This window comes from Neisseria sp. N95_16, assembly GCF_002551535.2.
GTDB lineage: Bacteria > Pseudomonadota > Gammaproteobacteria > Burkholderiales > Neisseriaceae > Neisseria > Neisseria brasiliensis.
Map to the genome: position 1 here is coordinate 23,674 of NZ_PDBT02000004.1, position 24,047 is coordinate 47,720.

At 48.7% G+C, this 24,047-nt stretch carries 24 protein-coding genes and 1 pseudogene; 15 read left to right on the forward strand and 10 right to left on the reverse strand.

Annotation, left to right across the window (positions count from 1 at the left end):
• The first annotated feature begins 25 nt into the window (after positions 1 to 25).
• From iscU to CRG49_RS01375, 13 genes are all read left to right on the forward strand, one after another.
• A complete protein-coding gene (gene iscU / locus CRG49_RS01315; RefSeq protein WP_095503393.1) occupies positions 26 to 409 on the forward strand; it encodes a Fe-S cluster assembly scaffold IscU in 384 nt (127 codons plus the stop codon).
• Positions 410 to 477: 68 nt separating this feature from the next.
• Positions 478 to 798 (forward strand): iron-sulfur cluster assembly protein IscA, encoded by a 321-nt coding sequence (gene iscA / locus CRG49_RS01320; RefSeq protein WP_095503392.1) that lies wholly within the window; start codon positions 478 to 480, stop codon positions 796 to 798.
• Between the two features lie 112 nt (positions 799 to 910).
• Positions 911 to 1,321 (forward strand): hypothetical protein, encoded by a 411-nt coding sequence (locus CRG49_RS01325; RefSeq protein WP_095503391.1) that lies wholly within the window; start codon positions 911 to 913, stop codon positions 1,319 to 1,321.
• Between the two features lie 20 nt (positions 1,322 to 1,341).
• A complete protein-coding gene (gene hscB / locus CRG49_RS01330; RefSeq protein ID WP_095503419.1) occupies positions 1,342 to 1,842 on the forward strand; it encodes a Fe-S protein assembly co-chaperone HscB in 501 nt (166 codons plus the stop codon).
• 102 nt (positions 1,843 to 1,944) lie between these two features.
• Positions 1,945 to 2,661 carry a hypothetical protein gene (locus CRG49_RS01335; RefSeq protein WP_095503390.1) on the forward strand — a complete coding sequence of 239 codons (717 nt, stop codon included), beginning with the start codon at positions 1,945 to 1,947 and terminating at the stop codon, positions 2,659 to 2,661.
• 222 nt (positions 2,662 to 2,883) lie between these two features.
• Positions 2,884 to 3,888 (forward strand): porphobilinogen synthase, encoded by a 1,005-nt coding sequence (gene hemB, locus CRG49_RS01340; RefSeq protein WP_095503389.1) that lies wholly within the window; start codon positions 2,884 to 2,886, stop codon positions 3,886 to 3,888.
• Between the two features lie 414 nt (positions 3,889 to 4,302).
• Positions 4,303 to 5,718, forward strand: coding sequence for a DASS family sodium-coupled anion symporter (locus tag CRG49_RS01345; protein WP_095503388.1), 1,416 nt, complete (start codon positions 4,303 to 4,305; stop codon positions 5,716 to 5,718).
• A 112-nt stretch (positions 5,719 to 5,830) separates the two neighbouring features.
• On the forward strand, positions 5,831 to 6,340 hold the full coding sequence (locus tag CRG49_RS01350) for a peptidylprolyl isomerase (RefSeq protein ID WP_095503387.1): 510 nt from the start codon (positions 5,831 to 5,833) through the stop codon (positions 6,338 to 6,340).
• 175 nt (positions 6,341 to 6,515) lie between these two features.
• Positions 6,516 to 7,352, forward strand: a complete 837-nt coding sequence (locus CRG49_RS01355) for a neutral zinc metallopeptidase (RefSeq protein ID WP_095503386.1) — start codon at positions 6,516 to 6,518, stop codon at positions 7,350 to 7,352.
• Positions 7,353 to 7,464: 112 nt separating this feature from the next.
• Complete coding sequence (locus tag CRG49_RS01360) at positions 7,465 to 8,310, forward strand: 23S rRNA (adenine(2030)-N(6))-methyltransferase RlmJ (RefSeq protein WP_095503385.1); 846 nt, start codon at positions 7,465 to 7,467, stop codon at positions 8,308 to 8,310.
• A gap of 143 nt (positions 8,311 to 8,453) precedes the next feature.
• The gene (locus CRG49_RS01365) at positions 8,454 to 8,654 is read left to right on the forward strand and encodes a hypothetical protein (RefSeq protein ID WP_095503384.1); all 201 of its coding nucleotides are present in this window, start codon (positions 8,454 to 8,456) and stop codon (positions 8,652 to 8,654) included.
• 105 nt (positions 8,655 to 8,759) lie between these two features.
• Positions 8,760 to 9,149, forward strand: coding sequence for a hypothetical protein (locus tag CRG49_RS01370; RefSeq protein WP_095503383.1), 390 nt, complete (start codon positions 8,760 to 8,762; stop codon positions 9,147 to 9,149).
• Positions 9,150 to 9,210: 61 nt separating this feature from the next.
• Positions 9,211 to 10,185 (forward strand): class 1 fructose-bisphosphatase, encoded by a 975-nt coding sequence (locus tag CRG49_RS01375; protein ID WP_095503382.1) that lies wholly within the window; start codon positions 9,211 to 9,213, stop codon positions 10,183 to 10,185.
• A 67-nt stretch (positions 10,186 to 10,252) separates the two neighbouring features.
• Here CRG49_RS01375 and cls read toward each other — a convergent pair whose 3' ends face one another.
• Complete coding sequence (cls, locus tag CRG49_RS01380; RefSeq protein WP_095503418.1) at positions 10,253 to 11,746, reverse strand: cardiolipin synthase; 1,494 nt, start codon at positions 11,744 to 11,746, stop codon at positions 10,253 to 10,255.
• A gap of 221 nt (positions 11,747 to 11,967) precedes the next feature.
• On the opposite strand from cls, the gene ptrA reads away from it, so the two are divergent.
• Positions 11,968 to 14,910 (forward strand): pitrilysin, encoded by a 2,943-nt coding sequence (ptrA, locus tag CRG49_RS01385; protein WP_095503417.1) that lies wholly within the window; start codon positions 11,968 to 11,970, stop codon positions 14,908 to 14,910.
• A 61-nt stretch (positions 14,911 to 14,971) separates the two neighbouring features.
• On the opposite strand, the gene hemE is transcribed toward ptrA, so the two are convergent.
• From hemE to dnaQ, 9 genes and pseudogenes are all read right to left on the reverse strand, one after another.
• Positions 14,972 to 16,033, reverse strand: a complete 1,062-nt coding sequence (hemE, locus tag CRG49_RS01390) for a uroporphyrinogen decarboxylase (protein WP_095503381.1) — start codon at positions 16,031 to 16,033, stop codon at positions 14,972 to 14,974.
• Between the two features lie 162 nt (positions 16,034 to 16,195).
• Positions 16,196 to 17,419 (reverse strand): heme biosynthesis HemY N-terminal domain-containing protein, encoded by a 1,224-nt coding sequence (locus CRG49_RS01395; protein WP_095503380.1) that lies wholly within the window; start codon positions 17,417 to 17,419, stop codon positions 16,196 to 16,198.
• Positions 17,416 to 18,714, reverse strand: a complete 1,299-nt coding sequence (locus CRG49_RS13450) for a uroporphyrinogen-III C-methyltransferase (RefSeq protein ID WP_229437032.1) — start codon at positions 18,712 to 18,714, stop codon at positions 17,416 to 17,418. Before CRG49_RS13450 ends, CRG49_RS01395 begins: the two co-directional genes overlap by 4 nt.
• A 177-nt stretch (positions 18,715 to 18,891) precedes the next feature.
• Positions 18,892 to 19,611 (reverse strand): annotated as a pseudogene (locus CRG49_RS13455) (uroporphyrinogen-III synthase); the annotation flags it as partial.
• Positions 19,612 to 19,747: 136 nt separating this feature from the next.
• Complete coding sequence (locus CRG49_RS01405) at positions 19,748 to 20,416, reverse strand: thermonuclease family protein (RefSeq protein WP_095503378.1); 669 nt, start codon at positions 20,414 to 20,416, stop codon at positions 19,748 to 19,750.
• A 68-nt stretch (positions 20,417 to 20,484) separates the two neighbouring features.
• Positions 20,485 to 21,156 carry a ribose-5-phosphate isomerase RpiA gene (gene rpiA, locus CRG49_RS01410; RefSeq protein WP_095503377.1) on the reverse strand — a complete coding sequence of 224 codons (672 nt, stop codon included), beginning with the start codon at positions 21,154 to 21,156 and terminating at the stop codon, positions 20,485 to 20,487.
• 96 nt (positions 21,157 to 21,252) lie between these two features.
• The gene (gene ispF, locus CRG49_RS01415) at positions 21,253 to 21,741 is read right to left on the reverse strand and encodes a 2-C-methyl-D-erythritol 2,4-cyclodiphosphate synthase (protein ID WP_095503376.1); all 489 of its coding nucleotides are present in this window, start codon (positions 21,739 to 21,741) and stop codon (positions 21,253 to 21,255) included.
• A 73-nt stretch (positions 21,742 to 21,814) separates the two neighbouring features.
• Positions 21,815 to 22,492: a 2-C-methyl-D-erythritol 4-phosphate cytidylyltransferase gene (ispD, locus tag CRG49_RS01420; protein WP_095503375.1), complete on the reverse strand. Its 678-nt coding sequence runs from the start codon at positions 22,490 to 22,492 to the stop codon at positions 21,815 to 21,817.
• Positions 22,489 to 23,214 carry a DNA polymerase III subunit epsilon gene (gene dnaQ, locus CRG49_RS01425; RefSeq protein ID WP_095503374.1) on the reverse strand — a complete coding sequence of 242 codons (726 nt, stop codon included), beginning with the start codon at positions 23,212 to 23,214 and terminating at the stop codon, positions 22,489 to 22,491. The genes ispD and dnaQ overlap by 4 nt, the downstream gene beginning before the upstream one ends.
• A 336-nt stretch (positions 23,215 to 23,550) precedes the next feature.
• Here dnaQ and CRG49_RS01430 point away from each other — a divergent pair, with 336 nt between their 5' ends.
• Positions 23,551 to 24,027, forward strand: a complete 477-nt coding sequence (locus CRG49_RS01430; protein ID WP_095503373.1) for a hypothetical protein — start codon at positions 23,551 to 23,553, stop codon at positions 24,025 to 24,027.
• The last annotated feature ends 20 nt before the right edge of the window (positions 24,028 to 24,047 follow it).

A 24,047-nucleotide genomic window follows, 5' to 3' on the forward strand; every position in this document is an offset into this window, starting at 1 on the left:
CAGCAAAAGATAAGGAACCCACATCATGGCATACAGCGATAAAGTAATTGATCATTACGAAAACCCACGCAACGTCGGCACTTTCGACAAAGGCGATGATACCGTCGGCACCGGCATGGTCGGTGCACCAGCTTGTGGCGATGTAATGCGCCTGCAAATCAAAGTTAACGATGAAGGCATTATTGAAGATGCCAAATTCAAAACCTACGGCTGTGGCTCTGCCATCGCCTCTTCTAGCCTGATTACCGAATGGGTGAAAGGCAAGAGCTTGGACGACGCTTTGGCAATTAAAAACAGCGACATCGCCGAAGAATTGGAATTGCCACCGGTAAAAGTCCACTGCTCAATTTTGGCCGAAGATGCGGTGAAAGCAGCGGTTGCCGACTACCGTAAGAAAAAAGAAGTTTAATCATTGTTCAGACGGCCTATGCCTATTTTTAGGTCGTCTGAAACATTCAGTTCAATAAAGGAAAGAATATGATTACGCTGACCGAAAATGCAGCCAAACACATCAACGGCTATTTGGAAAAACGCGGCAAAGGCTTAGGCGTACGCTTGGGCGTGAAGACCAGCGGCTGCTCGGGCATGGCTTATAATCTTGAATTTGTCGATGAAGCCGATGCAATGGATACTGTTTTTGAAGCCTTTGGCGCCAAAGTATTCGTCGATCCAAAAAGTCTGGTTTACTTAGACGGCACACAAGTCGATTACACCAAAGAAGGTTTGCAGGAAGGTTTCAAATTTGAAAACCCGAATGTGAAAGATTCTTGCGGTTGCGGTGAGAGCTTCCACGTGTAAGTTATAAGATTACTGTCGAAACCATTGTTCAAATTAAAGTATTTATTCAGCATTACTTGCGCTATACTCATTAAATATTAAAAAACAATATTTATATTACGGGTATAGCGTTATGTTTATCGAATTAAATCAAATACTTTTACAAAGCCAGCATTATTCACACGATTATTGGGAAGATTGCGGCTCATTGGAAGCCGAAGATTGCCTGCGCAGCTTTCAAAGCCACGACTGGCAAGCCTTAGTGCAAAATCTGCCAAATCAGCCCGAGTTTTGGCGCACAAATCTGATTGCGGTTTTACAACAAATCCCGTCGTCAGAAGGTGTGCATATCTTGGCTCAATTGTGCCGCGATTCGCAGCCATCAGTTGCGCGAGCAGCCAAGCGCAGCATTCTCAAAATGGCAAAAAATGCCCAGCCAGAAAGCACCTATGCAGCCGAGCTGCAACAATTGGCTGCCGATATTACTGCTGAGAAAAAACCTTTCCGCTTGTTCCACTTTTTACACAGAAAGCAGCCGCACTGACCGGCTGTATGATTTTCATCATGAGCCAATATTTCAACCTATTCCAACTGCCAGCCCAATTCGATCTTGATGAACAAAAGCTCGAACAAACCTATCGCGATTTAGCAGCGCGTTTTCATCCCGACAAATTCGCTGCCGCTTCTACTTTCGAGCAAAAACAAGCCGTAATGATGTCGGCTACCATCAACGAAGCTTACCAAACCTTAAAAAATCCGATCGACCGTGCTTCCTATTTATTAAAAGCACAAAATATTGAAGCTGATGCACCGGAACACACAGCTTTCTCACCGGAATTTTTGATGCAGCAAATGGAATGGCGCGAAACCTTGATGGATGCCCAAATGGCACAAGACCAAGCAGCGATTGCCGCTTTAGATGAAGAAATTCTCAACGAACAACAATCACTGTTTGCCGCACTCAACAGCGCATTCGCCAAAGAAGATTACGACAACGCCGCCCAACTGGTTCGCCACTGCCGTTTCTTGAATAAACTGCGCAGCGAAATCGCCGCCGCTTTATAACCCGCTGATAGGCAAAATGAGGCCGTCTGAAATTTTTTTTGCGATTTGACGTATTTTTATGTTAAATACTGAAAGCAATATCAAGACAATATCATTTTTACCATGACACATACTAAATTACTCATTCTGACCTTGAGCGGCTTATTGCTGGCCGGCTGCCAAAGTTACCGAGATGACCAAAGCCGCCGCAGCAAAATCGCCCAATTTTTTATTAGTCACCCCGTTGCTGCACAAGCTATTGGCGTTGAAGATAAAAAATCTACCAATATCACCAGCAATGCTGCCCGTCTATCGCAACGCACCGGTTTGGATAACCAAGCCAACGGTGATGGCCGTGGCACACAAGTCAATGCCGTCCGCCATACTTTGTGGCAGGCAGCCATCGCCTCACAATTTGACAGTGACATAGCTGAACGTATCGGTAATGCCTACCTGAACGACACCGATGTACGCGAGGGCAAAACCGATTATTACAGTCGTCTGGCTGCCGACCAAGCTGTCGATCTGCGCAACAACATCATCGGCCGCAATATTGGTAGCGATAAGCCGGCTGCCGATATGAAAACACTGGCGCATGATGTTTTACTCCATTATCACAAAGTCGGTTTGTGGACAGCCAATCAAACCAGATCCAAAGGACGAAAAGTTTGGCGTATCAGTCAAAATAAATTGAGCACAATAGAATATAAAAAAGCTCTTGCCAACTTGGCATCCTTAAATTCAGATGGCATGAATGCAAAAGAGCAGCTCGAATATTCTTCTGGCACATTGCGTGACATCAGCAAATCAGTGCAGGCCATCAGCAAGGTTCAAGATTAATCAAAATCTTCACATATTCAGCGGGAGCCTTCAAAGGCTCCCGTAATTTTTCAGCGACTGCACTTCTGCCGACCGACAAATCGGCGTACACTAATGCCGTATCCGAAATTGGGCTTTTGCATGCTGCCAAACATCACACAAGTCTCAAGCTGTTGAACTAGTGAAGGCCGTCTGAAACCTTATCGTTCCTCGGCAACAGCGTTTTCACAGAAAGGTTAAAACATGAATTTCCCATCTCGCTTTGTTTCTGCAACCCGTATGCGCCGTATGCGCAAAGATGATTTCTCCCGCCGCCTGATGCGCGAGCATACTTTGACGGCTGATGATTTGATTTATCCGGTCTTCGTATTGGAAGGCGAAGGCGCGGAAGAAAATGTGCCTTCTATGCCGGGTGTGAAGCGTCAAAGCTTGGATAAATTATTGTTCACCGCAGAAGAAGCCTTAAATTTGGGCATTCCGATGTTGGCTCTGTTTCCTGTCGTGACACAAAACAAAACCGAATTGGCCGAAGAAGCTTACAATCCGGAAGGCTTGGTGCCGACTGTGGTGCGCACCTTGCGTGAAAAATTTCCTGAATTGGGCATCATGACTGATGTCGCGCTCGACCCTTACACCATCCACGGCCAAGACGGTTTAACCGATGCCGATGGTTATGTGATGAACGATGAAACCATCGAAGTATTGGTCAAACAAGCTTTGTGCCATGCCGATGCTGGTGCACAAGTGGTGGCACCTTCCGACATGATGGATGGGCGCATTTTAGCGATTCGTGAAGCCTTGGAAGATGCCGGCCATATCCACACCCGCATTATGGCCTACTCTGCCAAATACGCTTCTGCCTTTTACGGCCCCTTCCGCGATGCCGTGGGCAGCTCGGGCAATTTAGGTAAAGCCGATAAAAAAACCTACCAAATGGATCCGGCCAACACCAACGAAGCTTTGCAAGAAGTTGCTTTGGATCTTCAAGAAGGTGCGGATATGGTGATGGTGAAACCGGGCATGCCTTATCTGGATGTCGTCCGCCGCGTCAAAGATAAATTCGGCGTGCCAACTTACGCTTACCAAGTATCCGGTGAATATGCCATGTTGCAAGCGGCGATTCAAAATGGTTGGCTGGATGGCGAGAAAGTGATCTTGGAAAGTTTGCTCGCTTTCAAGCGCGCCGGTGCTGACGGTATTCTGACTTACTACGCCATTGAAGCGGCAAAAATGCTGCGTGCTAAATAAGCCGTATATTTCATTTGATTATTTAGGCCGTCTGAAACATCAAACACAAACGCTGTTTGATGTTTCAGACGGCCTTTTGACATCATTAGCATTGCTAACGATTTAATCACCCAACGCGGTTTAACTGATTCAATCTTATTTTTAACATTCCAACCTTATTCATGACTGTTTTATTTCAAAAACACTTCTCAAAAATAAATTAAACCATTGTTTAAATTTGATAAAAAATGTAGGCACTGAAATTATCGCTAAAAATGCTTTACATTATATTTACACTATCTTCAATTACAAATATACTTCTATTCAATTATTACTATTATTTCGAACCCACGCAATAAAATTAAGTTCTTGATAATAAAATAATCTTTCCAAAATTCTGTCTTTTTCAATTCACTCTCAACAAAGGAACGCAGTATGGATTTACATGCAAAAGACAAATCCGAACACGCGGAAAACGTCGAGCTGCTCAGTGCACAAAAGCCGATTACAGACTTTAAAGGCCTGATTATCACGCTGGTGGCCGCTGTGCTCTGCTACGGCATTTACCACATTCTGCCTTACGAAACCAATGCCAACAAAGGTTTGGCTTTATTGCTTTTCGTGGCAATTTTGTGGTTTACCGAAGCGGTACACATCACCATTACCGCACTGATGGTACCGGTGGCCGGTGCGATTTTGGCGTTTCCGGAAATGGATATCAAAAAAGCCATGGCCGGTTTTGCCGACCCGACCATCTATATTTTCTTCGGTGGTTTTGCCTTGGCAACGGCCATGCACATGCAGCGTCTTGACCGAAAAATTGCCGTCAGCCTGCTGATGCTCTCTCGCGGCAACATGAAAGCCGCCGTCTTGATGATGTTTGGTGTAACCGCGTTCTTATCCATGTGGATCAGCAACACCGCCACCGCCGCGATGATGCTGCCGTTGGCCATGGGTATGATGGATCACTTGGATAAAGAAAAAGACCGCAAAACCTTCGTTTTCGTGCTGCTGGGTATCGCTTATTGCGCCAGCATCGGTGGCTTGGGTACCGTAGTCGGCTCCCCGCCGAACATGATTGCTGCCAAAGCATTGGATTTAGACTTTGTCGAATGGATGAAACTTGGTCTGCCGATGATGCTGCTGATTTTGCCGCTGATGTTGCTGGCTTTGTTTATCATTCTGAAGCCGAATTTAAACGATCGTGTTGAAGTTAAAGCCGAAGTGATTCCGTGGACCTTACACCGCGTCATCGCCTTGATGATTTTCTTGGTAACCGCCTGCGCGTGGATTTTCAGCTCGAAAATCAAAGCCGCATTCGGCATCGCCAATCCGGATACCGTGATTGCTTTGATGGCCGCGATTGCCGTGGTGGTGTTTGGTGTGGCGCAATGGAAAGAAGTTGCCCGCAACACCGACTGGGGCGTATTGATGCTCTTCGGTGGTGGTATCAGCTTGAGCGCATTGCTGCAACAATCCGGTGCATCGCTGGCTTTGGGTCAACAAGTGGCCACCACTTTCTCAGGCGCGCATCCATTGCTGGTGATTTTGGTGGTGGCGGCGTTCATCATCTTCCTGACTGAATTTACCAGTAACACCGCTTCTGCCGCGCTGTTGGTGCCAATTTTTGCCACCATCGCCGCACAAATGGGCTTGCCTGAAGAAGTATTGGTATTCGTCATTGGTATTGGTGCATCGTGTGCATTTATGCTGCCGGTGGCCACACCACCAAATGCGATTGTGTTCGGCACCGGCATGATTCGTCAGAAAGAAATGATGAATGTCGGCATCTTGCTCAACATCATGTGTGTATTCTTAGTGGCTTTCTGGGCATACTTTATGTTGATGTAAGCAATGATTTAATACTTTGATTCAAGGCCGTCTGAAAATAATTCTTTCAGACGGCCTTGAATTTTCTCTGGTACACTCCATTTTGCAAAAGATGTTTAACGAAAGGAATCCCATGATTATTCTGCACACCAACAAAGGCGACATCAAAATCGAATTGGATTTTGACAAAGCACCGGTGACCGCGGCCAACTTCGAACAATACGTTAAAGAAGGCTTTTACGACGGCGTGATTTTCCACCGCGTGATTAAAGGCTTTATGATTCAAGGTGGCGGCATGGATGAAAACATGAGCGAAAAAAACACCCACGAGCCGATTCAAAACGAAGCAGGCAACGGCTTATCTAACGATAAATACACCATTGCCATGGCACGCACTTCCGACCCACACTCGGCCAGCGCGCAATTTTTCATCAACACTGCCGACAACGCATTCTTGAACCACCGTTCAAAAGAAATGCACGGTCGCAATGTGGTGCAAGAATGGGGTTATGCCGTATTCGGTAAAGTGGTTGAAGGCTTTGATGTTGTGGACGCAATTGAAGGTGTGGCCACCAAACGCCACAGCTACCACGATGATGTGCCGACTGAAGCAGTGATCATCACCAAAGCCGAAGCAGTTTAATCATTGATTGATTTATGCCGTCTGAACTTTTTTCAGACGGCATTTTTATCATCTGTTTAAAAGTACATAATAGTGCATTAAATTTAAATATCATCCGCTCATTTTCACGCTAACAGAATTTTCCATTGTCACGTATAATAAGCAGCAAAACCATGACATCACAAGGAATCGACACATGAAATGGCAAGGACGCAGACAAAGCTCAAATGTAGAAGACCGCCGCGGCAGAAGTAGCGGCGGTGGTGGCGGTAAAACGCCCGGCATTATCGGCATCATCGTGTTGCTGGTCGGCGCTTATTACGGTGTCGATTTATCCGGCTTGGTCGGCACCCCAAGCGTGGGCATGAGCCAGCAATCCACGCTCGATAACAAATTGGAAAGCCAATTAAACGAGCTCTCGCGCGTGGTATTGGCCGATACCGAACAAACTTGGAGCAAGATTTTCGCTCAACACGGCCAGCAATACCGTCCGGCCAAAATGGTGCTCTACACCGGCGGCACCTCCACCGCCTGCGGCACCGGTCAGGCAGCCATGGGGCCTTTCTATTGTCCGGGCGACCAAACCGTTTACTTGGATTTGTCGTTTTATGAAGACATGCGCACCAAACTGGGTACATCCGGCGATGCTGCCTTTGCCTACGTGATTGCCCATGAAGTCGGCCACCATGTGCAAAACCTGTTGGGCATTTTGCCACAAGTGACCCAAGCGCAACGCGGTGCAAGCAAAACCCAAGCCAATGCCTTATCAGTGAAACTTGAATTGCAGGCCGACTGCTTTGCCGGCATTTGGGCGCGCGATTCCATCAACCAAAACCTGCTCGACACCAATGACGTGCAAGAAGCCATGCTGGCCGCCGAATCTGTGGGCGACGATCGCCTGCAGAAAAAATCGCAAGGTTATGTCGTGCACGACAGCTTCACCCACGGCTCATCTGCCGAGCGCATGGCATGGTTGAAACGCGGTATCGACAGCAGTGACATCAACCAATGCAATACTTTCGCCACCAATTGATTTTGAGTTTAAAAAAGCCGTCTGAATTAATTATTCAGACGGCTTTTTATTGAAATCTGCTACACCAAGTTTGCTATAATCTTTTCCCTTATTCATTTTTCAGACGGCCATTATGCTCAGCTACCGCCACGCCTTTCATGCCGGCAACCATGCCGATATGCTCAAACATTTCACCCTGTTTCTCGCCTTAGAATATTTCAACCGCAAAGACAAACCCTATTGGTATATCGACACCCACAGCGGCGCCGGTTTATACGACTTGGGCAGCAGCGAAGCACAAAAAGTCGGGGAATACAAACAAGGCATTGCCCTGCTCAACCAAGCGCAAAACCTGCCCAACGAGCTGGCGGAGTTCACAGGCCGTCTGAAACAAATCCTACCGCAAACCAACCTTTATTGCGGCTCGCCTTGGCTGGCACAAGTCCTCACGCGCGACAGCGACAAGCTGCGATTATTTGAACTGCATCCGAGTGATTTTCAACATCTGCAAAACAATATGCGTGAAGCCCGCTTAGGCCGCCGTGGCATCATCAGCCAAAGCGACGGCTACCAAGGTTTGATTGCCCTGCTGCCGCCACCTACTCGCCGCGCCGTGGTGCTGATTGATCCGCCGTATGAAGAAAAACAGGATTACCAGCGTGTAGTGCAGACATTGAAAGAAGCACAAAAACGCTTCGAATCCGGCTGCTACATGGTGTGGTATCCATGCTTAAGCCGCGAAGAAAGCCGCAAATTGCCGGAGCAATTGCAAAAGCTGTCGCCGCAAAATTACCTGCACGCCGAATTACACGTCCACACGCCACGCGCCGACGGCTTCGGCATGCACGGCAGCGGCATGTTTATCATCAATCCTCCTTACCTTTTGGCCGAACAACTGCAAAACAACCTGCCCGCACTCACCGATATTTTGGCGCAAGACCAAGGGGTGAACTTTGTGTTGGATTATCAAATTAAATAAATCCTATCATCTTTAGGCCGTCTGAACGATTCAGACGGCCTAAAGATTATATTCATACTGGCCACTATCCTTGTAGACATTGTCAAATCTGATAACATTACGTAAATTCATTTGTAATAACCGATTGAAATAAAGAGGCTGAAATGAAAGCATTATTGGCTTATATAAGAGATATGATTTCTATGATTTTCATTCTTGCCTGGATGGTTTTCTTTGCAGTTTTCGGTTTGATTGCCGCTATTGCCTACAATTTTTATCCAACCACCACCTTAATCATCGTTGCCCTGACATTACCCGGCTTGATAGTTGAATTTTTAAAAGATCTTAGATCTAAAAACAATTAAATCCCTTTTCGGCAGCCCAAAGTATGCCGCTGATTTCTGCTAAAGATAGCCTACACCTGCATTTTCCATTACAATTAACTACATCTTTTCAGACGGCCCTATATCATGCGCCCACGCCTTTATTTGCTTGCGTTATCCCTTACCCCATTCTTGTTAAGCTCATGCAGCGGCGCGGAAAACGATCCCATTTCCCAAGCCGTCAACGAGCAAATGCGCAATGGCTTTATCACCGTGGTTTCCGAGCAATGCGTCAACCGGGTTCCGCAAGACCAACAATTCGTATCGGCAGAAAAAGTTCGCCAAATCTGCGACTGCACGGCCGGTAAAATGTTCGACAGCGTTTCCACGCAAGACTTAACCGATATGCTCGCCGGTAAAATCAGCCCCGAACTCACCGACAAACTCAGCAGCGCTGCCATGGCGTGTGCGGAAGAAAGCATCAGCCAGCCTGAAGCGGCATCAGCCGTGGCCTCGGAAATTACGCCAGCGCAATAAAACTGGGGTAGGCCGTCTGAAATCAAAATTCCATGACTTTTATTGAAGAAAAGAGTGTGACATGACTACTTTAGCGCAATTTTTACCACAACACCTGCAACAAAACAACGTGCCTACCGAATTGGGCAGCGTGTTGCAATCCGTTGTTTCTGCCTGTGAAGACATCAGCGATAAAGTCCGCTTGGGCGCATTGGCCGGTGTATTGGGCATGGCCGGAACAGGCAACGTGCAAGGCGAAGACCAGAAAAAACTCGATGTTATTGCCAATGATGTGTTGATTGATGTATTAAAAAGCAACCCAAATGTCGCCGGTTTGGCGAGCGAAGAAGAAGACACCTTTGTCGCTTGCAACGAAAACGGCGGCTATTTGGTCTTGTTCGACCCGCTTGATGGTTCGTCCAATATCGATGTGAACATTTCCGTTGGCACCATTTTCTCGATTTTGGCCAAACCTGAAGGCACGTTGAACACCGAATCTTTCCTGCAAAAAGGCCAAGACCAAGTCGGCAGCGGCTATGTGTTATACGGCCCGCAAACGCAATTGGTGTTTACCTTGAAACACGGCGTATTCGTGTTCACCCTGAATGAGCAAAACGAATTTGTGTTGACCCAAGAAAATCCGCAGATTCCGGCAGCCACCAAAGAATTTGCCATCAATATGTCGAACCAACGCCACTGGTTCGCGCCTATGCAGCAATATATTGAAGAACTTTTGGCCGGTGAGACCGGTGTGCGCGGCAAAAACTACAATATGCGCTGGGTGGCCAGCATGGTCGCGGAAATCCACCGCATCTTAATGCGTGGCGGCGTGTTTATGTATCCGCAAGACAAACGCGACCCGAGCAAACCGGGCAAACTGCGCTTGATGTATGAAGCCAACCCGTTGAGCCTGGTCTTCGCCCAAAGCGGCGGCATGGCCAGCAATGCATTGGAAGACATTCTCAGCATCCAGCCAACCGGCCTGCATCAACGTGTGTCAGTCATCATGGGCAGCCGCGAAGAAGTAGAACGCGTTAATGAATTGCATAAAGCTTGATAGTTAAACCGATTTTATTTAAATCACTAGAAAAAAGGCCGTCTGAAATTTCAGACGGCCTTTAATATTAAAGCAATGGACTCATCAAACGCACCACGTTTTCCACCAAAATCCACCATTTAGAGCGTTGCTGCCATTCATCGGCGGAAATATATTGACTGTCGGTCAGATAGCTTTGCTGCAAATCATAAATTTTCTGCGTCATACCGTGGTTGTAAATCGCCAAGCTGATTTCCAGATTCAGGAAGAAACTGCGCATATCCATGTTGACCGTGCCAAACAGCGCGTAATCGTCGTCAATCGTCATGGTTTTGGCATGCAGCAAACCGCCGTCGAACAAAGCCAGTTTCACGCCCGATTCGAGCAGCATCGGATAATAAGCGCGTGAAGCATAATGTACCATGGTCGAATCGACCTTGGCGGGTACAATCAGCGTCACGTCCACACCGCGTTTGGCGGCAGAAGTCAACGCCAGCAGCAATGGTTCGTCCGGCACAAAATACGGCGTGGTGATGGTGATTTGATAAGTGGCGGCATAAATCGCGCTGACGATGGTTTCGTAAATCACATGGCTACTCTGCTCAGGGGCAGACGGAATCACTTGCGCGATGACATTGCCCTGCTTCATTTTCTCAGGCAGCATTTGCGGAATGCGGTCTTCATGCTGCTTCAAATATTGCTGAATGCCTTGCAAGTTTTCATCATCTTCCACCGCCAAATCGGCAAAAAACACCGCCGCCATTTCCAACACCATCGGCCCGGTGCAGCGCATCATCACATCAATCCACTCGCCCACGCCGGAATCTTGTTTGAAATAGCTAGGGTCAACCAAATTGAAGCTGCCGGTGTAGCCGATTTTGCTGTCCACCACCAAAATTTTGCGGTGATTGCGCAAATCGGTGCGGGTGAACAAAGTTTTGAGCAAGCCCACCGGTAAGGCGCATTCGATTTCCACACCGGCCTGACGTAAACGCCCGACCCAATAGCTGTTTAAAAAATCACGACTGCCCACGCCATCGGCTAAAATCGCGCAATCAACACCACGCTGCGCCGCGTTCATCAGCGCTTCCAATAATTTTTCAATCCGCCCCTGCGCATCAATAATGTAAAACGCCATCATCACTGATGTTTCTGCTTGTTCGATGTCGGCAATCATGGTGTCGATGATGGTGTCGGTGGTGGAAAGCAAGGTCATGGCATTGCTTTGCGTCGCGCCTAAGCCGGTGGTATGCGCCGCCACTTGGCTGATGCCGTGCAGATGCGGTTTCATTTTACCGCTGATGTCGAGATGCACATCATGCAAGTATTTGTCGGCAAACTCGCCATAAAAGCGGTTCATTTCGCCGCTACGTTTAGCACGCGCCGTGCCTAAGCGCGGCTCGCCGATTAAAATATAAGCAATGGTGCCAAACACGGGAAACAAAAACAAAATACTCAGCCAGGCAAAGGTCGAGCCGATGTTTTTTTGTTTGTAGAGCACACGCAGCATACAAATCAAGGCTGCGGTGGTGTGGATGACGACGAAAATCTCCGTCCAAGTAATGTCTTTTAAAAAAGTCATGCTGCAAATTAAGAAAATCAGAATAAGCGAATTATACGCCAAACCCATGCAGCAACTGCCAACGGAATACCGTCTGAAAATATATTATTGAGAAAGCTTATCAAATTTGTTAAGTTTTGTTATACTGCTACTAAACTTACCCATTCCACCATAAAACCTTATTCAGACAGCATAATATATTAAAGGCCGTCTGAAGACACAGCCAACATGCAGGAGCGATGATGAGCCGATTTTTTGGATTCTGTACTGTTTACACCGCCGTTTTCACCGCACTTTTAAGCATTTCCCTGCCCTATGCCGCCGCAGAAAATGTTCAGACGGCCTCTGCCACAATAGCCGCGCCTTACCGTTTTATCGATGAAACCATCCACAAAGCGCCAAAAGACAAAGCCGAATATCACGCAGTCGAGTTGGCCAACGGCATGACGGTATTGCTGATTTCTGATCCCAACGCCAACAAATCCATCATGGCTGCGGCCTTGCCCATTGGTTCAAAAGACGACCCGATCACCCAGCAAGGCATGGCGCACTATTTGGAACATATGATTTTTATGGGCTCCAAGCGCTATCCTGATGTCGATGGCTTGATGACATTCCTACAAAAAAACGGCGGCCGCACCAATGCATCCACCAACTTCATGCGCACTGCCTACCATTTCCATGTCAACCATGATGCTTTCAATGAAGCCGTCGCACGCATGGCTGATGCTTTGGCGTTTCCGATTTTGTCGCCTGAATATTCTAAAAAAGAGCTGAACGCCGTGAATGCCGAATTGGTGCGCGCCAAGGCCAGCGATACGGCGTTGCTGGCCAGCATTGGTGCCAACACGGTCAATCCTGCGCATCCAAATGCCAAATTTATGCATGGCAACCGCGAAAGCCTGCGTGACAAACCCGGCAGCAAATTGCACGACGAATTGCTGAAATTCCATCGCCAATACTATTCTGCCAATCTTTTTAAGGCCGTTTTATATTCCAAGCAGCCAATTGAGCAGCTGGCCAAACTCGCCGCCGATACCTTGGGAAAAATGCCGAATAAACAAGTGGTTGAACCGAAAATCGATGTGCCGCTTTATCGGGCGCAGGATAAAGCCGTTTTACTGCAATACAAGCCGCTTCAGCCGTCAAAATCCATCGCGCTGTCGTTTAGCTATCCGAAAAACGAAGAGCATTTGTTCCGCGCGAAAACCGGCGCTTATCTGGCTTATCTCTTTACCAACAACACCGCCGGCACACTCAGCGACTATCTGATTAAAAACGGCCTATCCGACAGTGGCCTGATTGCGTTACCCGCAGACAACAATGGCGGCAACGAAAGCGCGTTTGTCTTGACCTTGGCCTTAACCGAAAAAGGCTGGCAACAGCGTGATCATATTGTGTCGATGATTTTCCAGCAGATTAAGCTCATCAAACAATCCGGTATCGACGATGCCTACTATCAGGAAATCCGCGAAAGCCTGAAGCAATCCTTCCAAACCACGGATGTGCCAAAAAGCGTGGGTTATGCCTCTGCATTGGCAGAAACCATGTTACGCTATCCGCTGGCCAATATGATTGATGCCGGTTTTGTTGCTGATGGTTTGGACAAAGCCGCTGTCATGGAAAAACTCAATGGCATGACACCCGACAACATGCGCATGATAGAAGTTTCAGACGGCCTCAATCCATCGCAACACACCACGCCTTATTTTGGTGCGGTGTATGATATTCGTCCGTTCACAGCGCAGCAAAAAGCAAAATGGCTGGATTTCAGCGGCAATCCGAAATTGGTTTTGCCCCAGCGCAATCCTTATTTTGCCGATGATTTTTCAGCCAATGCCCAAGGCGTGAAACGCAGCCACCCCAAAGTGCTGCACAATCAAAAAGGCTTAAAAGTTTTCCACATGCCTTCGCAGCATTTTGGCGAGAATCCCGAAGTTACCACTACCATGATGTTCACCATCATGCCCAATCAGCCCGATCTTAAGCTCGGCGTAGCGGCGTTGGCCTACGGCTACATGAACGATTTGGCGCAAAGCCAGCTGAGCTATCAATCACAAATTGCCGGTATGTCAGTGGGCATTACACCGACGGAAACCGGTTTTGTGCTCAACAGCGGCGGCTATGCCCAGCATTTAGGCAAACTCACCACCGATTATCTGAAGAATTTCACCCAAACCCCGCTTAACGCCGACCAGCTCGAACAAGCACGCAAGCGTTTGCTGGACGGCTTGGAAGCGCAGAAAAAAGCCGGCAGTTTGGCGCAAGCGGTATCAGTGTTCCATGATTTTGAGCGCTACCCTACCTTCGATTGGGACGATCTTTATGCCAGCGCCAAAGAAGTGAATCTGCAAGATGTTGCCCTTGTGCGAGAGCGGATTCTCAACAACATCAATGGGCTGCGTGTCTTCTCATTCGGCAATTTTTCCGACAAACAAGTAAAAAAATTGGTGCGCGACGTACAAAAAATCGTGCCGAACGCCAATCATGATGTCTATCGCATGCGCTATCCCGATGTGAGCCAATCCGAGCGCAAACTCAACCACATTGTCAACGTGCCGCATGAAGACAACGCTTTGAGCATCATCTACATGCCCAAAGGCTACGAGCGATTGGAAGGCCGCGTGCGCGCTTCCTTGCTCACGCGCCTCTTGAGCCGCTGGTATTTCGATGATTTACGCACCGACAAGCAGCTTGGCTATAGTGTCAGCCAAGGCGTTTATACCATCGGTAAAACAGCAGGTTTGCAGTTTTCCGTGCAAAGTGCCGATGCGACACCGGCCGAAATCATGCACCACAACCAGCGTTTCTTTAATGAAAGCTGGCAAAAGCTGCAAGACTTGAGTGAAGAAGACGTAGCACGCCAGCGCAACAATATGTTGATCCACTTGCGTCATAAACCCGAATCGCTGAGTCAGGAAGCCGGACGATATTCCAGCGACTTTCTCTATGGCAATTATGAATTTGACACCCGCCAAAAAATTATGGCGTTAACAGAAAAGCTCACCAAACAAGACTTACTCGATTTCTACCGCAAAGCCGTGATAGAACGGGAAGGTTTCGTCTTCGCTTCACAAGCGCTCGGCAGCAAAGCAAAAAATGGCGATGCTGCGCAATTTGAAGGCTACGAAAAGGTAAACAGCATTGCCAAATTACAGAAGGAATTTGAAATCAAAGAATATTAAAATTGTGTTCCATAAAATAAAAAGGCCGTCTGAAATTCAGACGGCCTTTTCTAAGCTTCAATTATTTGTGATATTGGCGTGATAACTCATGCACGGTATCGACCAAGATTTTTGCGTGTTCCGGATTGGCATACTGATTGATGCCGTGACCGAGATTAAACACATGGCCGCTGCCTTGGCCATAATCGCCGAGAATACGCGCCACTTCAGTGCGGATGCTTTCCGGAGTGCCGAACAAAGCAAATGGATCAAAGTTGCCTTGCAGTGCCACTTTATCACCTACACGGCGGCGCGCTTCGCCGATGTTGCAAGTCCAATCCAAGCCCAGCGCATCGGCACCGATAGCCGCCATTTTTTCCAACCACAAGCCGCCGCCTTTGGCGAACACAATCACCGGCACTTGGCGGCCTTCGCTTTCGCGTTTTAATCCTGCGACAATCTGCTGCATGTATTTTAGGCTGAATTCTTCAAACGCAGCATCGCTCAACACGCCGCCCCAAGTATCAAAAATCTGCACCGCCTGCGCACCGGCCTCGATTTGCGCATTCAGATAAGCCGTCACTGCTTGAGCATTGGTGGTCAAAATTTTGTGCAGCAAATCAGGGCGCGAATACATCATGGTTTTAATGGTGCGAAATTCCTTGCTGCTGCCGCCTTCGACCATATAGCAAGCCAGCGTGAACGGGCTGCCGGAGAAGCCAATCAACGGAACGCGGCCGTTTAAGGCAGTGCGGATGGAAGTAACCGCGTCAAACACATATTGCAATTTGGCCATATCCGGCACTTCCAATTTAGCGATGTCGGCTTCGTGCTGTAACGGGCGCTCAAATTTTGGCCCTTCGCCTTCGGCAAAATACAGCCCCAAACCCATGGCATCCGGCACGGTCAGAATGTCGGAAAACAAAATCGCCGCGTCCAAATCAAAACGCTCCAAAGGCTGAATAGTCACTTCGGTGGCCAGCTCGGTGTTTTTACACAAATCCAAAAAGCTGCCCGCCTGCGCGCGCGTAGCTTTATATTCCGGCAGATAGCGTCCGGCTTGACGCATCATCCAAATCGGTGTGTATTCAACAGGTTGCTTTAAAAGAGCACGGAGAAAAGTATCGTTTTGCAATGGAATCATGACAGCTTTCTAAATATAAGGCCGTCTGAACAGGCGGCCGGGATCAATGAAATACGCGTCTTGTGTCACCGCGCATGATGAACGTATTGTAAACATAAAAAGGCCGTCTGAACAGGTTTCACACGCATGGAAACGTTTCAGACGGCCTTTACGTGAATGCGCTTAAGCTTTGGTCATCAAGGCAACCGGTTCTTCCTCTCCCACCACGCTTTCCAACACCAGTTTGCGCTGGGCATCGGCTTTTTGCGATTGGTTGGTTTCATCGAACACACGCGCCAGCGTCAAATGCGCGCTCAAGCTCGGTTTAATGGCCAAGCTGGCTTCCAAATAGCCTTGCGCCTTGCCCCACAGCTGCTTACTGTAAGCCAATTGACCCAAATACATCAGCAATTGCGCATTATCCGGGCGTGCCTTCAACCAAGAATCGGCGGTATCGATGGCTTTTTGTTGCTCGCGGTCACTCAAATAGCGCACGCTTTCAACAAACGGTTCTAGCAATTCGACTTGCTGCGTTTGCGGATAATATTGGTTGACCCATTTCACCGCTTGCTCATACAAGCCCAAACGCTCGTATTTCTGCGCAATTTCGATACACATTTCACCGGCTTTCAAATTATCCGGAATGCGTTTCAAGCAGGCTTTCAAGCCGTTTTGGTCGGAAGCCAGTGCCAACAGCCGACGGTATGCCCAAGTTTGGTATTGCTCGGCTTCATAATCGTTAATCGCACCGGCTCTCACCAGTTTTTCCGCTTTATTCAACACTTCCAACGCATTACCATGGTCAAACGCATAACGCAATTGCAAGCGCACCAAGCGGGTCAGGTTTGGGTTGATTTGTGCGGCGGCATTCAGGTTTTCTTCAGCAGCCGGATAATCGCGGCGGCTCAAAGCAGATTCGGCCAGCAGCAAGTAGCGCGACAATTGCTGTTTTTTCGGCAGCAATTCGATGTCTTTCAAATAGCGGTCGCGCAAGTCTAAATTATCCATCTGGTCGGCAGCGTGTGCGCCCAACATCAAAGCCAAGGTACGGTTGTCGCCCGCTTCTTTGTTGGTCAATACTTTGGCCGCTTCCAGTTCGGCTTTTTCAAAGCGGCCTTCAAAAAACGCCAAACCTGCGCTATTCAAAGCATGCACAGCTTGATTGCCTTTGCGCGCTACGCCGAAGCGTTGCAAGCGGCTCGGCACATTCAACACGCTGGCCAAGAATTTCACCAACAAATACAACACCACAACCACCGCAATCAAGCCCAGAATAAAGGCATGCAGATTGATGCGCAGCATGGTTTGCTCAACCACTACATACACGTTACCGGTGTAAATACCCGAGGCAAGTGCCAAACCTACGGCAACGGCAAATAAAATCACAATCCAAATGACGCTTTTCATGCCTGTTCCCCTTTCGCTTGCGCCGGTGTTTCTTGAGCGGCTTCAGGTTTGGCAGCAGGTGCAGCCGGTGTTTGCGGCTGCGATGCTTTGTTTTCAGACGGCAACGCAGGCGCTTCAGGCATAGTCGCAGCGGAAGCCGGCGCCGGTGCGGATGCTTGCGCTTCAGCAGCTTCGGAAGCGGCTTTCGGCTCGGCTGCTTCGGTTTCCACTGGTGCCGCGGCTACTGCAGCTTGCACACGGCTGCCGTCTTGATAAGCGCGTACGGCAGCCAAGCTGTTTTTCAGTGCGTCACCGCTGGTCATGCGGATATCCAAGGCTTTCAATTCGGCCAATTCTTTCAGCCATGATTGGGTGGCCGGTGATTTATTGTCGAAATACTGTTTCACCGCGGCTTCGACATTGTTCAAATCGCTTTGATACACTTCACCGTTGTGTTGCAGCAAGGCGGTGCGGGCATCCAAAAGGCGCAGGCGTAAGTTTTCACGCACGAAATAAATCTGCTCCGGCGACAACAACATCGAATCGTTGCTCTCCAAATTGCGCACTTCCACCAAGCCTTTCAATGCACCGAGTGATTTTTCCCAGGCGTTTTCCCACCATGAAAGCTGCGGATTTTCTTGAACCTGCTCTGCCGCGCCCGGTTTCAGCGTGCCATCCACCACCAACGGCAAACCGGCCACAGCAGTTTCTAAGCGGTCGATACGCAAAGCGGTACCGGAAACATCGACGTAAGGTCGGTTTTTCAATTCAGCCAAATCGCTGCTGATGGCTTGCTTAATCGGCAATAATTCAGGCTGGTCGAAACGACTCAAACGGCTGTTGACATGTTCCAACACGCCCACCGCACCCGGCACATTACCCGACAGCATCAATTGCTGCGCGGCCAGATTCAACATGCTTTCTGATTCGTCCACCAACCAGTTGACGCGGCCTTTTACCAATTCCTGATAGGCTTTTTGGTTTAACTCGATTTGGTCGCTGTTGGCTTTTTGCGCATTGGCCAAACGCTCAATTTCGGCTTGAATGGTGGTTTGGCGGCTGATGTTGTCTTTCAGCAAAGAAGCATTTTCAGATTCGCCCAACGCGGCTTTGTCGATTTTTTGGGTAAAGGCCAACTCTTGATTTCTCAACACATTCTGACCTTGAACAAACAAGAAACCGCTCGCACCCAAGCCCAGTAAAGCCAGCACCAGCGCACCAACAGCCAAACCTTTGCCGGATGATTGCTGAATCACCACCGGCGCAGGAGTTTGGGAAGATGACTCGTTTTTCGGTGTATTTTTATTGTCTGACATAGTGTTTCCTGTATTTCGAGATTCGGCCACCTCTGCGGCGGTCGGCTTCGGTTCGGCCGGTACGCTTTCTGACTTGGCTTTTTTAGACGGCATGGCTTTGCCTTCTGCATTGACCGCAATCACGCGCTCGTCGTTGTTTTGATTGATTTCGGGTTGTTTGTCTTCGGTTTGGCTCATATCGGCTCCGTTTGAGACATGGGATAAAGCCGCGGCATCGAGTGCGGCGACCAATTGGATATTTTGCGCGCCAGCCTGCCGTAAAGCATCGGCCACGCGCTCGTGATGGGTCAAGTATAGCAAGGTTTTGAAGCGTTGCGCCAATGCCGGCGGCACTTGTTCGAACAAGGCTTTTACGCTTTCGGCAGAAGTGATGTATGCCGCTTGCACATTTTCTTCAGGGAAATCTTGCCAATTCAATTCTTTAGGACGTCTGAAATACACCTCGGCCACTGCCACACCAAAGCCTTGTTTGCGCAAATTTTCGATGAGAAAATCGCGTCCGCCATGCCCACGAATCACCAAAATTTTGGCATTTTGCGGCAGGTTTTGCCAAATCGGCAGCCGCAACACGGCTTCGCTGTCGTTGCCGTCGGTCGGGCTGAAAATTTCGTGCTGGGTAAAACGGCTTAAGGTTCGGCGGCTGGCTTCACCAACGGTAATTTGCACTTTCATGCCGTCTGAAAAATCAACATGCGGCGCGGCAATTTCAATGGCGGTAGGGCTAACCCAAAACACAGCGTCGCATTGTTGGAACACTTCCGCCAAGCCAGCCAAAGCGGTTTCATCGGGTTCGATTTCGATGGGGTTGAACGCAACCGCATCCCAACCCAATTGACGGCATACGGCAATGTCTTGTTGCGCCCGCGCCTCGGGGCGCACGATTAATAAGGTGGACATATTCAGACGGCCTTTCTTAGAATCTGGGGGAATCGTGGGAAAAGAATCAAATCCAACATACCGATTTATTGCCGATTTCGCAAGTGTTGGTGTTCAGACGGCCTGTTTAAAATCAAATGAAAAGGCCGTCTGAAAACTACCAGCCAAACCATTTGGTATTGGTGCTTTGATTTTTCTCAGCATTTTGCTGCTTGCGAAAATCCCACGGCGCTTGCGGATTTTTTGCCCGCCACAAGCCTTTGCGGTCGCGCTTGGCTTGTTTTTGCGCGGCGGCGTATTCGGCAAAGGCCAGCTTGTTTTGCTGCTTCTTGGCATAGTATTCATAATGCCACGCCGCACCTTCGCGCACCATCATCAGGTTCAAATCGGTATTGCCTTTAAACACTTGCGCCACTTCGCGCCCGTAGCGGTCCAGCTCGAACACTTTCACTTTGACTTTGGCATTATCCGCCACCGCTTTTAATTGGTCGCGCGAACGGGTGCCGTAGGCTTGGTTCATTTCCGGCGCATCGATATGCGCCATGCGGATTTTGTGTTTGCGACCGTTGGCATCGGTGACGTGGATGGTGTCGCCATCGGAAATGCGTGTGATGCGGCCGGTGTAATTTTTCTGTTGGCTTTGCTTCTGCTTGTCTGCTTTCTCGATGCCGGCCAATTCATACAAATCGGGCAGCACACTTTTCCAATTGCTAACCTGTCTGACACGCTCGACAACTTCGCCACCGACTTTCAACCAGTCGATTTTATCGCTGCTATACCCCAAGCCACCGGCCACTGCGGCCAAAATGGCCAACCATTTCAACATCTTGTTATTCCATAATTATCAAGGCCGTCTGAAAATTGACACTTTTCAGACGGCCTGAAGATTCGGGTTTAATCCTGACCCGGATAAATCACTTTAGCACCTTCCGCCGTACCCAATACCAACACATCTGCGGCATTGCGGCCGAAAATGCCGTTTTCCACCACGCCGACGATTTGGTTGATTTCGTCTTCACGCGTTACCGGGCGGTCGATATTCAAACCATGCACATCCACGATTTGGTTGCCGTGAAAAGTGGTCACACCAAGACGCAATTCAGGCTGGCCGCCCATGGCCAACAGTTTGCGCGATACCAATGAACGGGCATTCGGAATCACTTCCACCGGCAGCGGGAATTTACCCAAGCGTGAAACGTATTTACTCTCATCGGCAATACAGATAAATTTATCCGCCGCGCTGGCCACGATTTTTTCGTTCAAATGCGCCGCACCGCCGCCTTTAATCATTTGCAGCATGTGGTTCACTTCGTCGGCACCATCGATATACACCGCCAAATGATGCACATCATTGAGCGACAATTCGGGAATGCCGTATTGCGCCAACAATTCGCTGGATTTTTTCGAAGTCGATACCGCGCCTTTGATTTTTTTACCGCTCTTACCCAAAGCTTCGATAAAGAGATTGATGGTCGAACCGGTGCCGATGCCGATGTATTCGTTTTCCGGCACAAATTCAACCGCTTTTTCCGCTGCAATTCGCTTCAATTCGTCTTGTGTCGCCATGATTGCTCCCTTATAAATGATGGTGGATGAATGTTGAGCCTTTTACAAACTGCTCACTTTAATTTTAACATCGAGACGGCAAGCCGTCATGACAGATTATTCGCTGCCGATACGCGCTAACAACACCGCCGCCTGCGCTTCAATCGCTTCCATGCGGCCGAGATAGCCGAGCTTTTCGTTGGTTTTACCCTTCACGTTGACACAGGCCATATCAATGCCCAAATCTTCGGCAATATTCGCGCGCATGGCATCGATGTGCGGGCGTAGTTTCGGCTGCTGGGCGATAATGGTGCTGTCCACATTCACTACTTGCCAACCCTGCGCCTGCACCGCTTTATAGGCTTCACGCAGCAAAAAGCGGCTGTCGGCATCTTTGTTTTCCGCCGCCGTATCAGGAAACAGCTTCCCGATGTCACCCAACGCCGCTGCCCCCAATACCGCATCGGTAATCGCGTGCAACAAAGCATCGGCATCGGAATGGCCGAGTAAGCCTTTTTCAAACGGAATCTTCACGCCGCCGAGAATCAAATCGCGCCCCTCGACCAGTTGGTGAACGTCATAACCTTGTCCGATACGGATATTCATGTTTTCTTTCCTATTGTGTATTGGTTTCATGTTTCAGGCCATCTGAAAAAAATTATTTCAGACGGCCTTATATTCAATTAGCGAGCAATAAACGCACAATAAATTCATCTTGCGGTAAGGTCAGCTTTAAATTGCGCGTGTCGCCCAACACCAGCAACGGCTGCACGCCCAGCATTTCCACCGCCGATGCTTCATCGGTCACGCTGCTTAAATCATCGGCAGACAAAGCGCGGTGCAATAAGGCCGTCTGAAAAAGCTGCGGCGTTTGCGCCTGCCATAATCCGGCGCGCGAAACGGTTGCCGTGATTTGGCTGTCTTCACCCGCGCGTTTCAAAGTGTCCGCCACCGGCACCGCCAGAATCCCGCCTTGTTCGACATTGGCTGCTGCTTCAATCAAGCGGCTCAAGGCTTCGGCAGGCAGGCAGCAACGTGCGGCATCGTGCACCAAAATATTGTCGGTTTCCGCTGCCAAACCTTGTTTTAATAAAACTTCCACACCGTTGCGCACGGTTTCGGCACGCGTTTCACCGCCCACCTTAAATATGCCAACTTTATCCGAGGCCGTCTGAAAAATATGGTCTTCCGGCGACACGATAACGGCAATAAAATCAATTTGCTCATGCTGCTCGAAAATATCGACAGTGTGTTGCAACACGGTTTTGCCGTTGATTTCCACATATTGCTTGGGCTTGCCCGCGCCAAAACGTGCGCCGATACCGGCGGCCGGAATCAAAGCGATATTGCGTTTCATGCCTGCTGCTCCACCGTTGCCGGTTTGCGCCAAACGCATTCATCGCCCAGCGCATCTAAATATTGTTCATGCTCGGCCAATTCGCTTTCATCGGCACGCACCACTTTCAGGCGGCCATTGCGTGTGGTTTGCACCAGATTCACCTGCGCTTGCCCCTCGCCGCTTTCTTCATTTGCGCCGCCCATCAAGTCAAACTGCTGGCGGGTCATGGCCAGATACACATCGGCCAATAATTCGCAGTCGATCAATGCGCCGTGCAACACACGCTTACTGCGGTCGACGGAAAAACGGTTACACAATACATCCAAGCTGTTTTTCTGGCCGGGGAACATTTCACGTGCCATTGCCAAGGTGTCGGTCACTTGGCAGCCGAGCTCGCGCACATTGGGCAAACCGATTTTGGAAAATTCGCGGTTTAAAAAGCCTTCATCAAACGGCGCATTGTGGGCAATGATTTCGGCATCGCGGATAAAATCGGCGATTTGATTCCCCACCGCCGCAAAAACCGGCGCGTTTTTTTCTTCCAACACTTCCAATGTCAAACCATGCACTTTAACTGCGTCTTCCGGAATATCGCGTTCGGGATGGATATAAAGATGCAGATAATTGCCGGTCAATTGACGGTTGATCATCTCAACACCGGCAAACTCAATCATGCGGTTGGTCGGGTCGTCAAGAAAACCGGTGGTCTCGGTATCGAATATAATCTGGCGTTTGCTCATGAGGCTGTCCTTTTTTCGTTGCCCGAATCATACTAAATCAATGCGTGAAAGTATAGTTTGCAAAAGTTTAGTCGGATTTTCATTCACCCAAATACTCAGGCCGTCTGAAAACTTTTAGACAACAATTAAAATATGCCGCAAAAGCTGATTTTTACTATTTCCCTACTAAATCACTCAAGCTTTGAAAATTTATCTCAAATTAATTTTAATAAAAATCAAAATCTTATCTCATTATTAAAAAATAATAACAATTATCATTTGCAAATTAGAGAGAAATCCGTATAATTCAACTCATCGAAACACACAACGCAACACACAGAAAGAAAGGAGAAGCACATGCCAGAAAGTATTTTTAAGCAAGTCTCTCTCGACATTCTGAGACTGCACCAACACACCATCCGCTCGCTTTTGGCCACACAAGGCTGCGGCGATTGTGAAATACACGACGCAGTGTATGTGACTTTAGATGGTCGATATTATGTTGGATTACCGTGTATGCCGTCTGAAAATCCATCTGATACCGGTATTTTGCTGATTGAAGACGAAGTTTCACAAGCGCGGTTAAGTTGGGTTGCCCACACCCGCGAAGTGAAACAGAAAGACAATTTATACCAGCGCGTCAGCAGCGCCCTACAGCGTCGCTTGGAACGCAGCAAAGGTAAGCATATCCAAGCAGCCCCCACCTGCCTATTGGAGCTTACCCCGCAACAAGGCCGCCTGACCACAGGCAGCAAAGATTTATCGCTCTCACCGCATGATTTGATGAAAGCACTTTATCCGGCAACACATAAATTAGGAGAATTTGCCCTGTAACAGTTTTGGTAGTGGTTTGT

Excerpts from the sequence above, each read along its gene's own strand:
- hscB (WP_095503419.1), top strand. The coding sequence starts at position 1,342 with ATGAGCCAATATTTCAACCTATTCCAACTGCCAGCCCAATTCGATCTT.
- ispF (WP_095503376.1), bottom strand. The coding sequence starts at position 21,741 with ATGAATATCCGTATCGGACAAGGTTATGACGTTCACCAACTGGTCGAG.
- CRG49_RS01405 (WP_095503378.1), bottom strand. The coding sequence starts at position 20,416 with ATGTTGAAATGGTTGGCCATTTTGGCCGCAGTGGCCGGTGGCTTGGGG.
- CRG49_RS01395 (WP_095503380.1), bottom strand. The coding sequence starts at position 17,419 with ATGAAAAGCGTCATTTGGATTGTGATTTTATTTGCCGTTGCCGTAGGT.
- rpiA (WP_095503377.1), bottom strand. The coding sequence starts at position 21,156 with ATGGCGACACAAGACGAATTGAAGCGAATTGCAGCGGAAAAAGCGGTT.
- CRG49_RS01335 (WP_095503390.1), top strand. The coding sequence starts at position 1,945 with ATGACACATACTAAATTACTCATTCTGACCTTGAGCGGCTTATTGCTG.
- CRG49_RS01365 (WP_095503384.1), top strand. The coding sequence starts at position 8,454 with ATGAAAGCATTATTGGCTTATATAAGAGATATGATTTCTATGATTTTC.
- CRG49_RS01350 (WP_095503387.1), top strand. The coding sequence starts at position 5,831 with ATGATTATTCTGCACACCAACAAAGGCGACATCAAAATCGAATTGGAT.
- iscU (WP_095503393.1), top strand. The coding sequence starts at position 26 with ATGGCATACAGCGATAAAGTAATTGATCATTACGAAAACCCACGCAAC.
- CRG49_RS01370 (WP_095503383.1), top strand. The coding sequence starts at position 8,760 with ATGCGCCCACGCCTTTATTTGCTTGCGTTATCCCTTACCCCATTCTTG.
- ptrA (WP_095503417.1), top strand. The coding sequence starts at position 11,968 with ATGAGCCGATTTTTTGGATTCTGTACTGTTTACACCGCCGTTTTCACC.
- hemE (WP_095503381.1), bottom strand. The coding sequence starts at position 16,033 with ATGATTCCATTGCAAAACGATACTTTTCTCCGTGCTCTTTTAAAGCAA.
- cls (WP_095503418.1), bottom strand. The coding sequence starts at position 11,746 with ATGACTTTTTTAAAAGACATTACTTGGACGGAGATTTTCGTCGTCATC.
- ispD (WP_095503375.1), bottom strand. The coding sequence starts at position 22,492 with ATGAAACGCAATATCGCTTTGATTCCGGCCGCCGGTATCGGCGCACGT.
- CRG49_RS01345 (WP_095503388.1), top strand. The coding sequence starts at position 4,303 with ATGGATTTACATGCAAAAGACAAATCCGAACACGCGGAAAACGTCGAG.
- hemB (WP_095503389.1), top strand. The coding sequence starts at position 2,884 with ATGAATTTCCCATCTCGCTTTGTTTCTGCAACCCGTATGCGCCGTATG.
- CRG49_RS01355 (WP_095503386.1), top strand. The coding sequence starts at position 6,516 with ATGAAATGGCAAGGACGCAGACAAAGCTCAAATGTAGAAGACCGCCGC.
- CRG49_RS01360 (WP_095503385.1), top strand. The coding sequence starts at position 7,465 with ATGCTCAGCTACCGCCACGCCTTTCATGCCGGCAACCATGCCGATATG.
- CRG49_RS01325 (WP_095503391.1), top strand. The coding sequence starts at position 911 with ATGTTTATCGAATTAAATCAAATACTTTTACAAAGCCAGCATTATTCA.
- CRG49_RS01430 (WP_095503373.1), top strand. The coding sequence starts at position 23,551 with ATGCCAGAAAGTATTTTTAAGCAAGTCTCTCTCGACATTCTGAGACTG.
- CRG49_RS13450 (WP_229437032.1), bottom strand. The coding sequence starts at position 18,714 with ATGTCAGACAATAAAAATACACCGAAAAACGAGTCATCTTCCCAAACT.
- CRG49_RS01375 (WP_095503382.1), top strand. The coding sequence starts at position 9,211 with ATGACTACTTTAGCGCAATTTTTACCACAACACCTGCAACAAAACAAC.
- iscA (WP_095503392.1), top strand. The coding sequence starts at position 478 with ATGATTACGCTGACCGAAAATGCAGCCAAACACATCAACGGCTATTTG.
- dnaQ (WP_095503374.1), bottom strand. The coding sequence starts at position 23,214 with ATGAGCAAACGCCAGATTATATTCGATACCGAGACCACCGGTTTTCTT.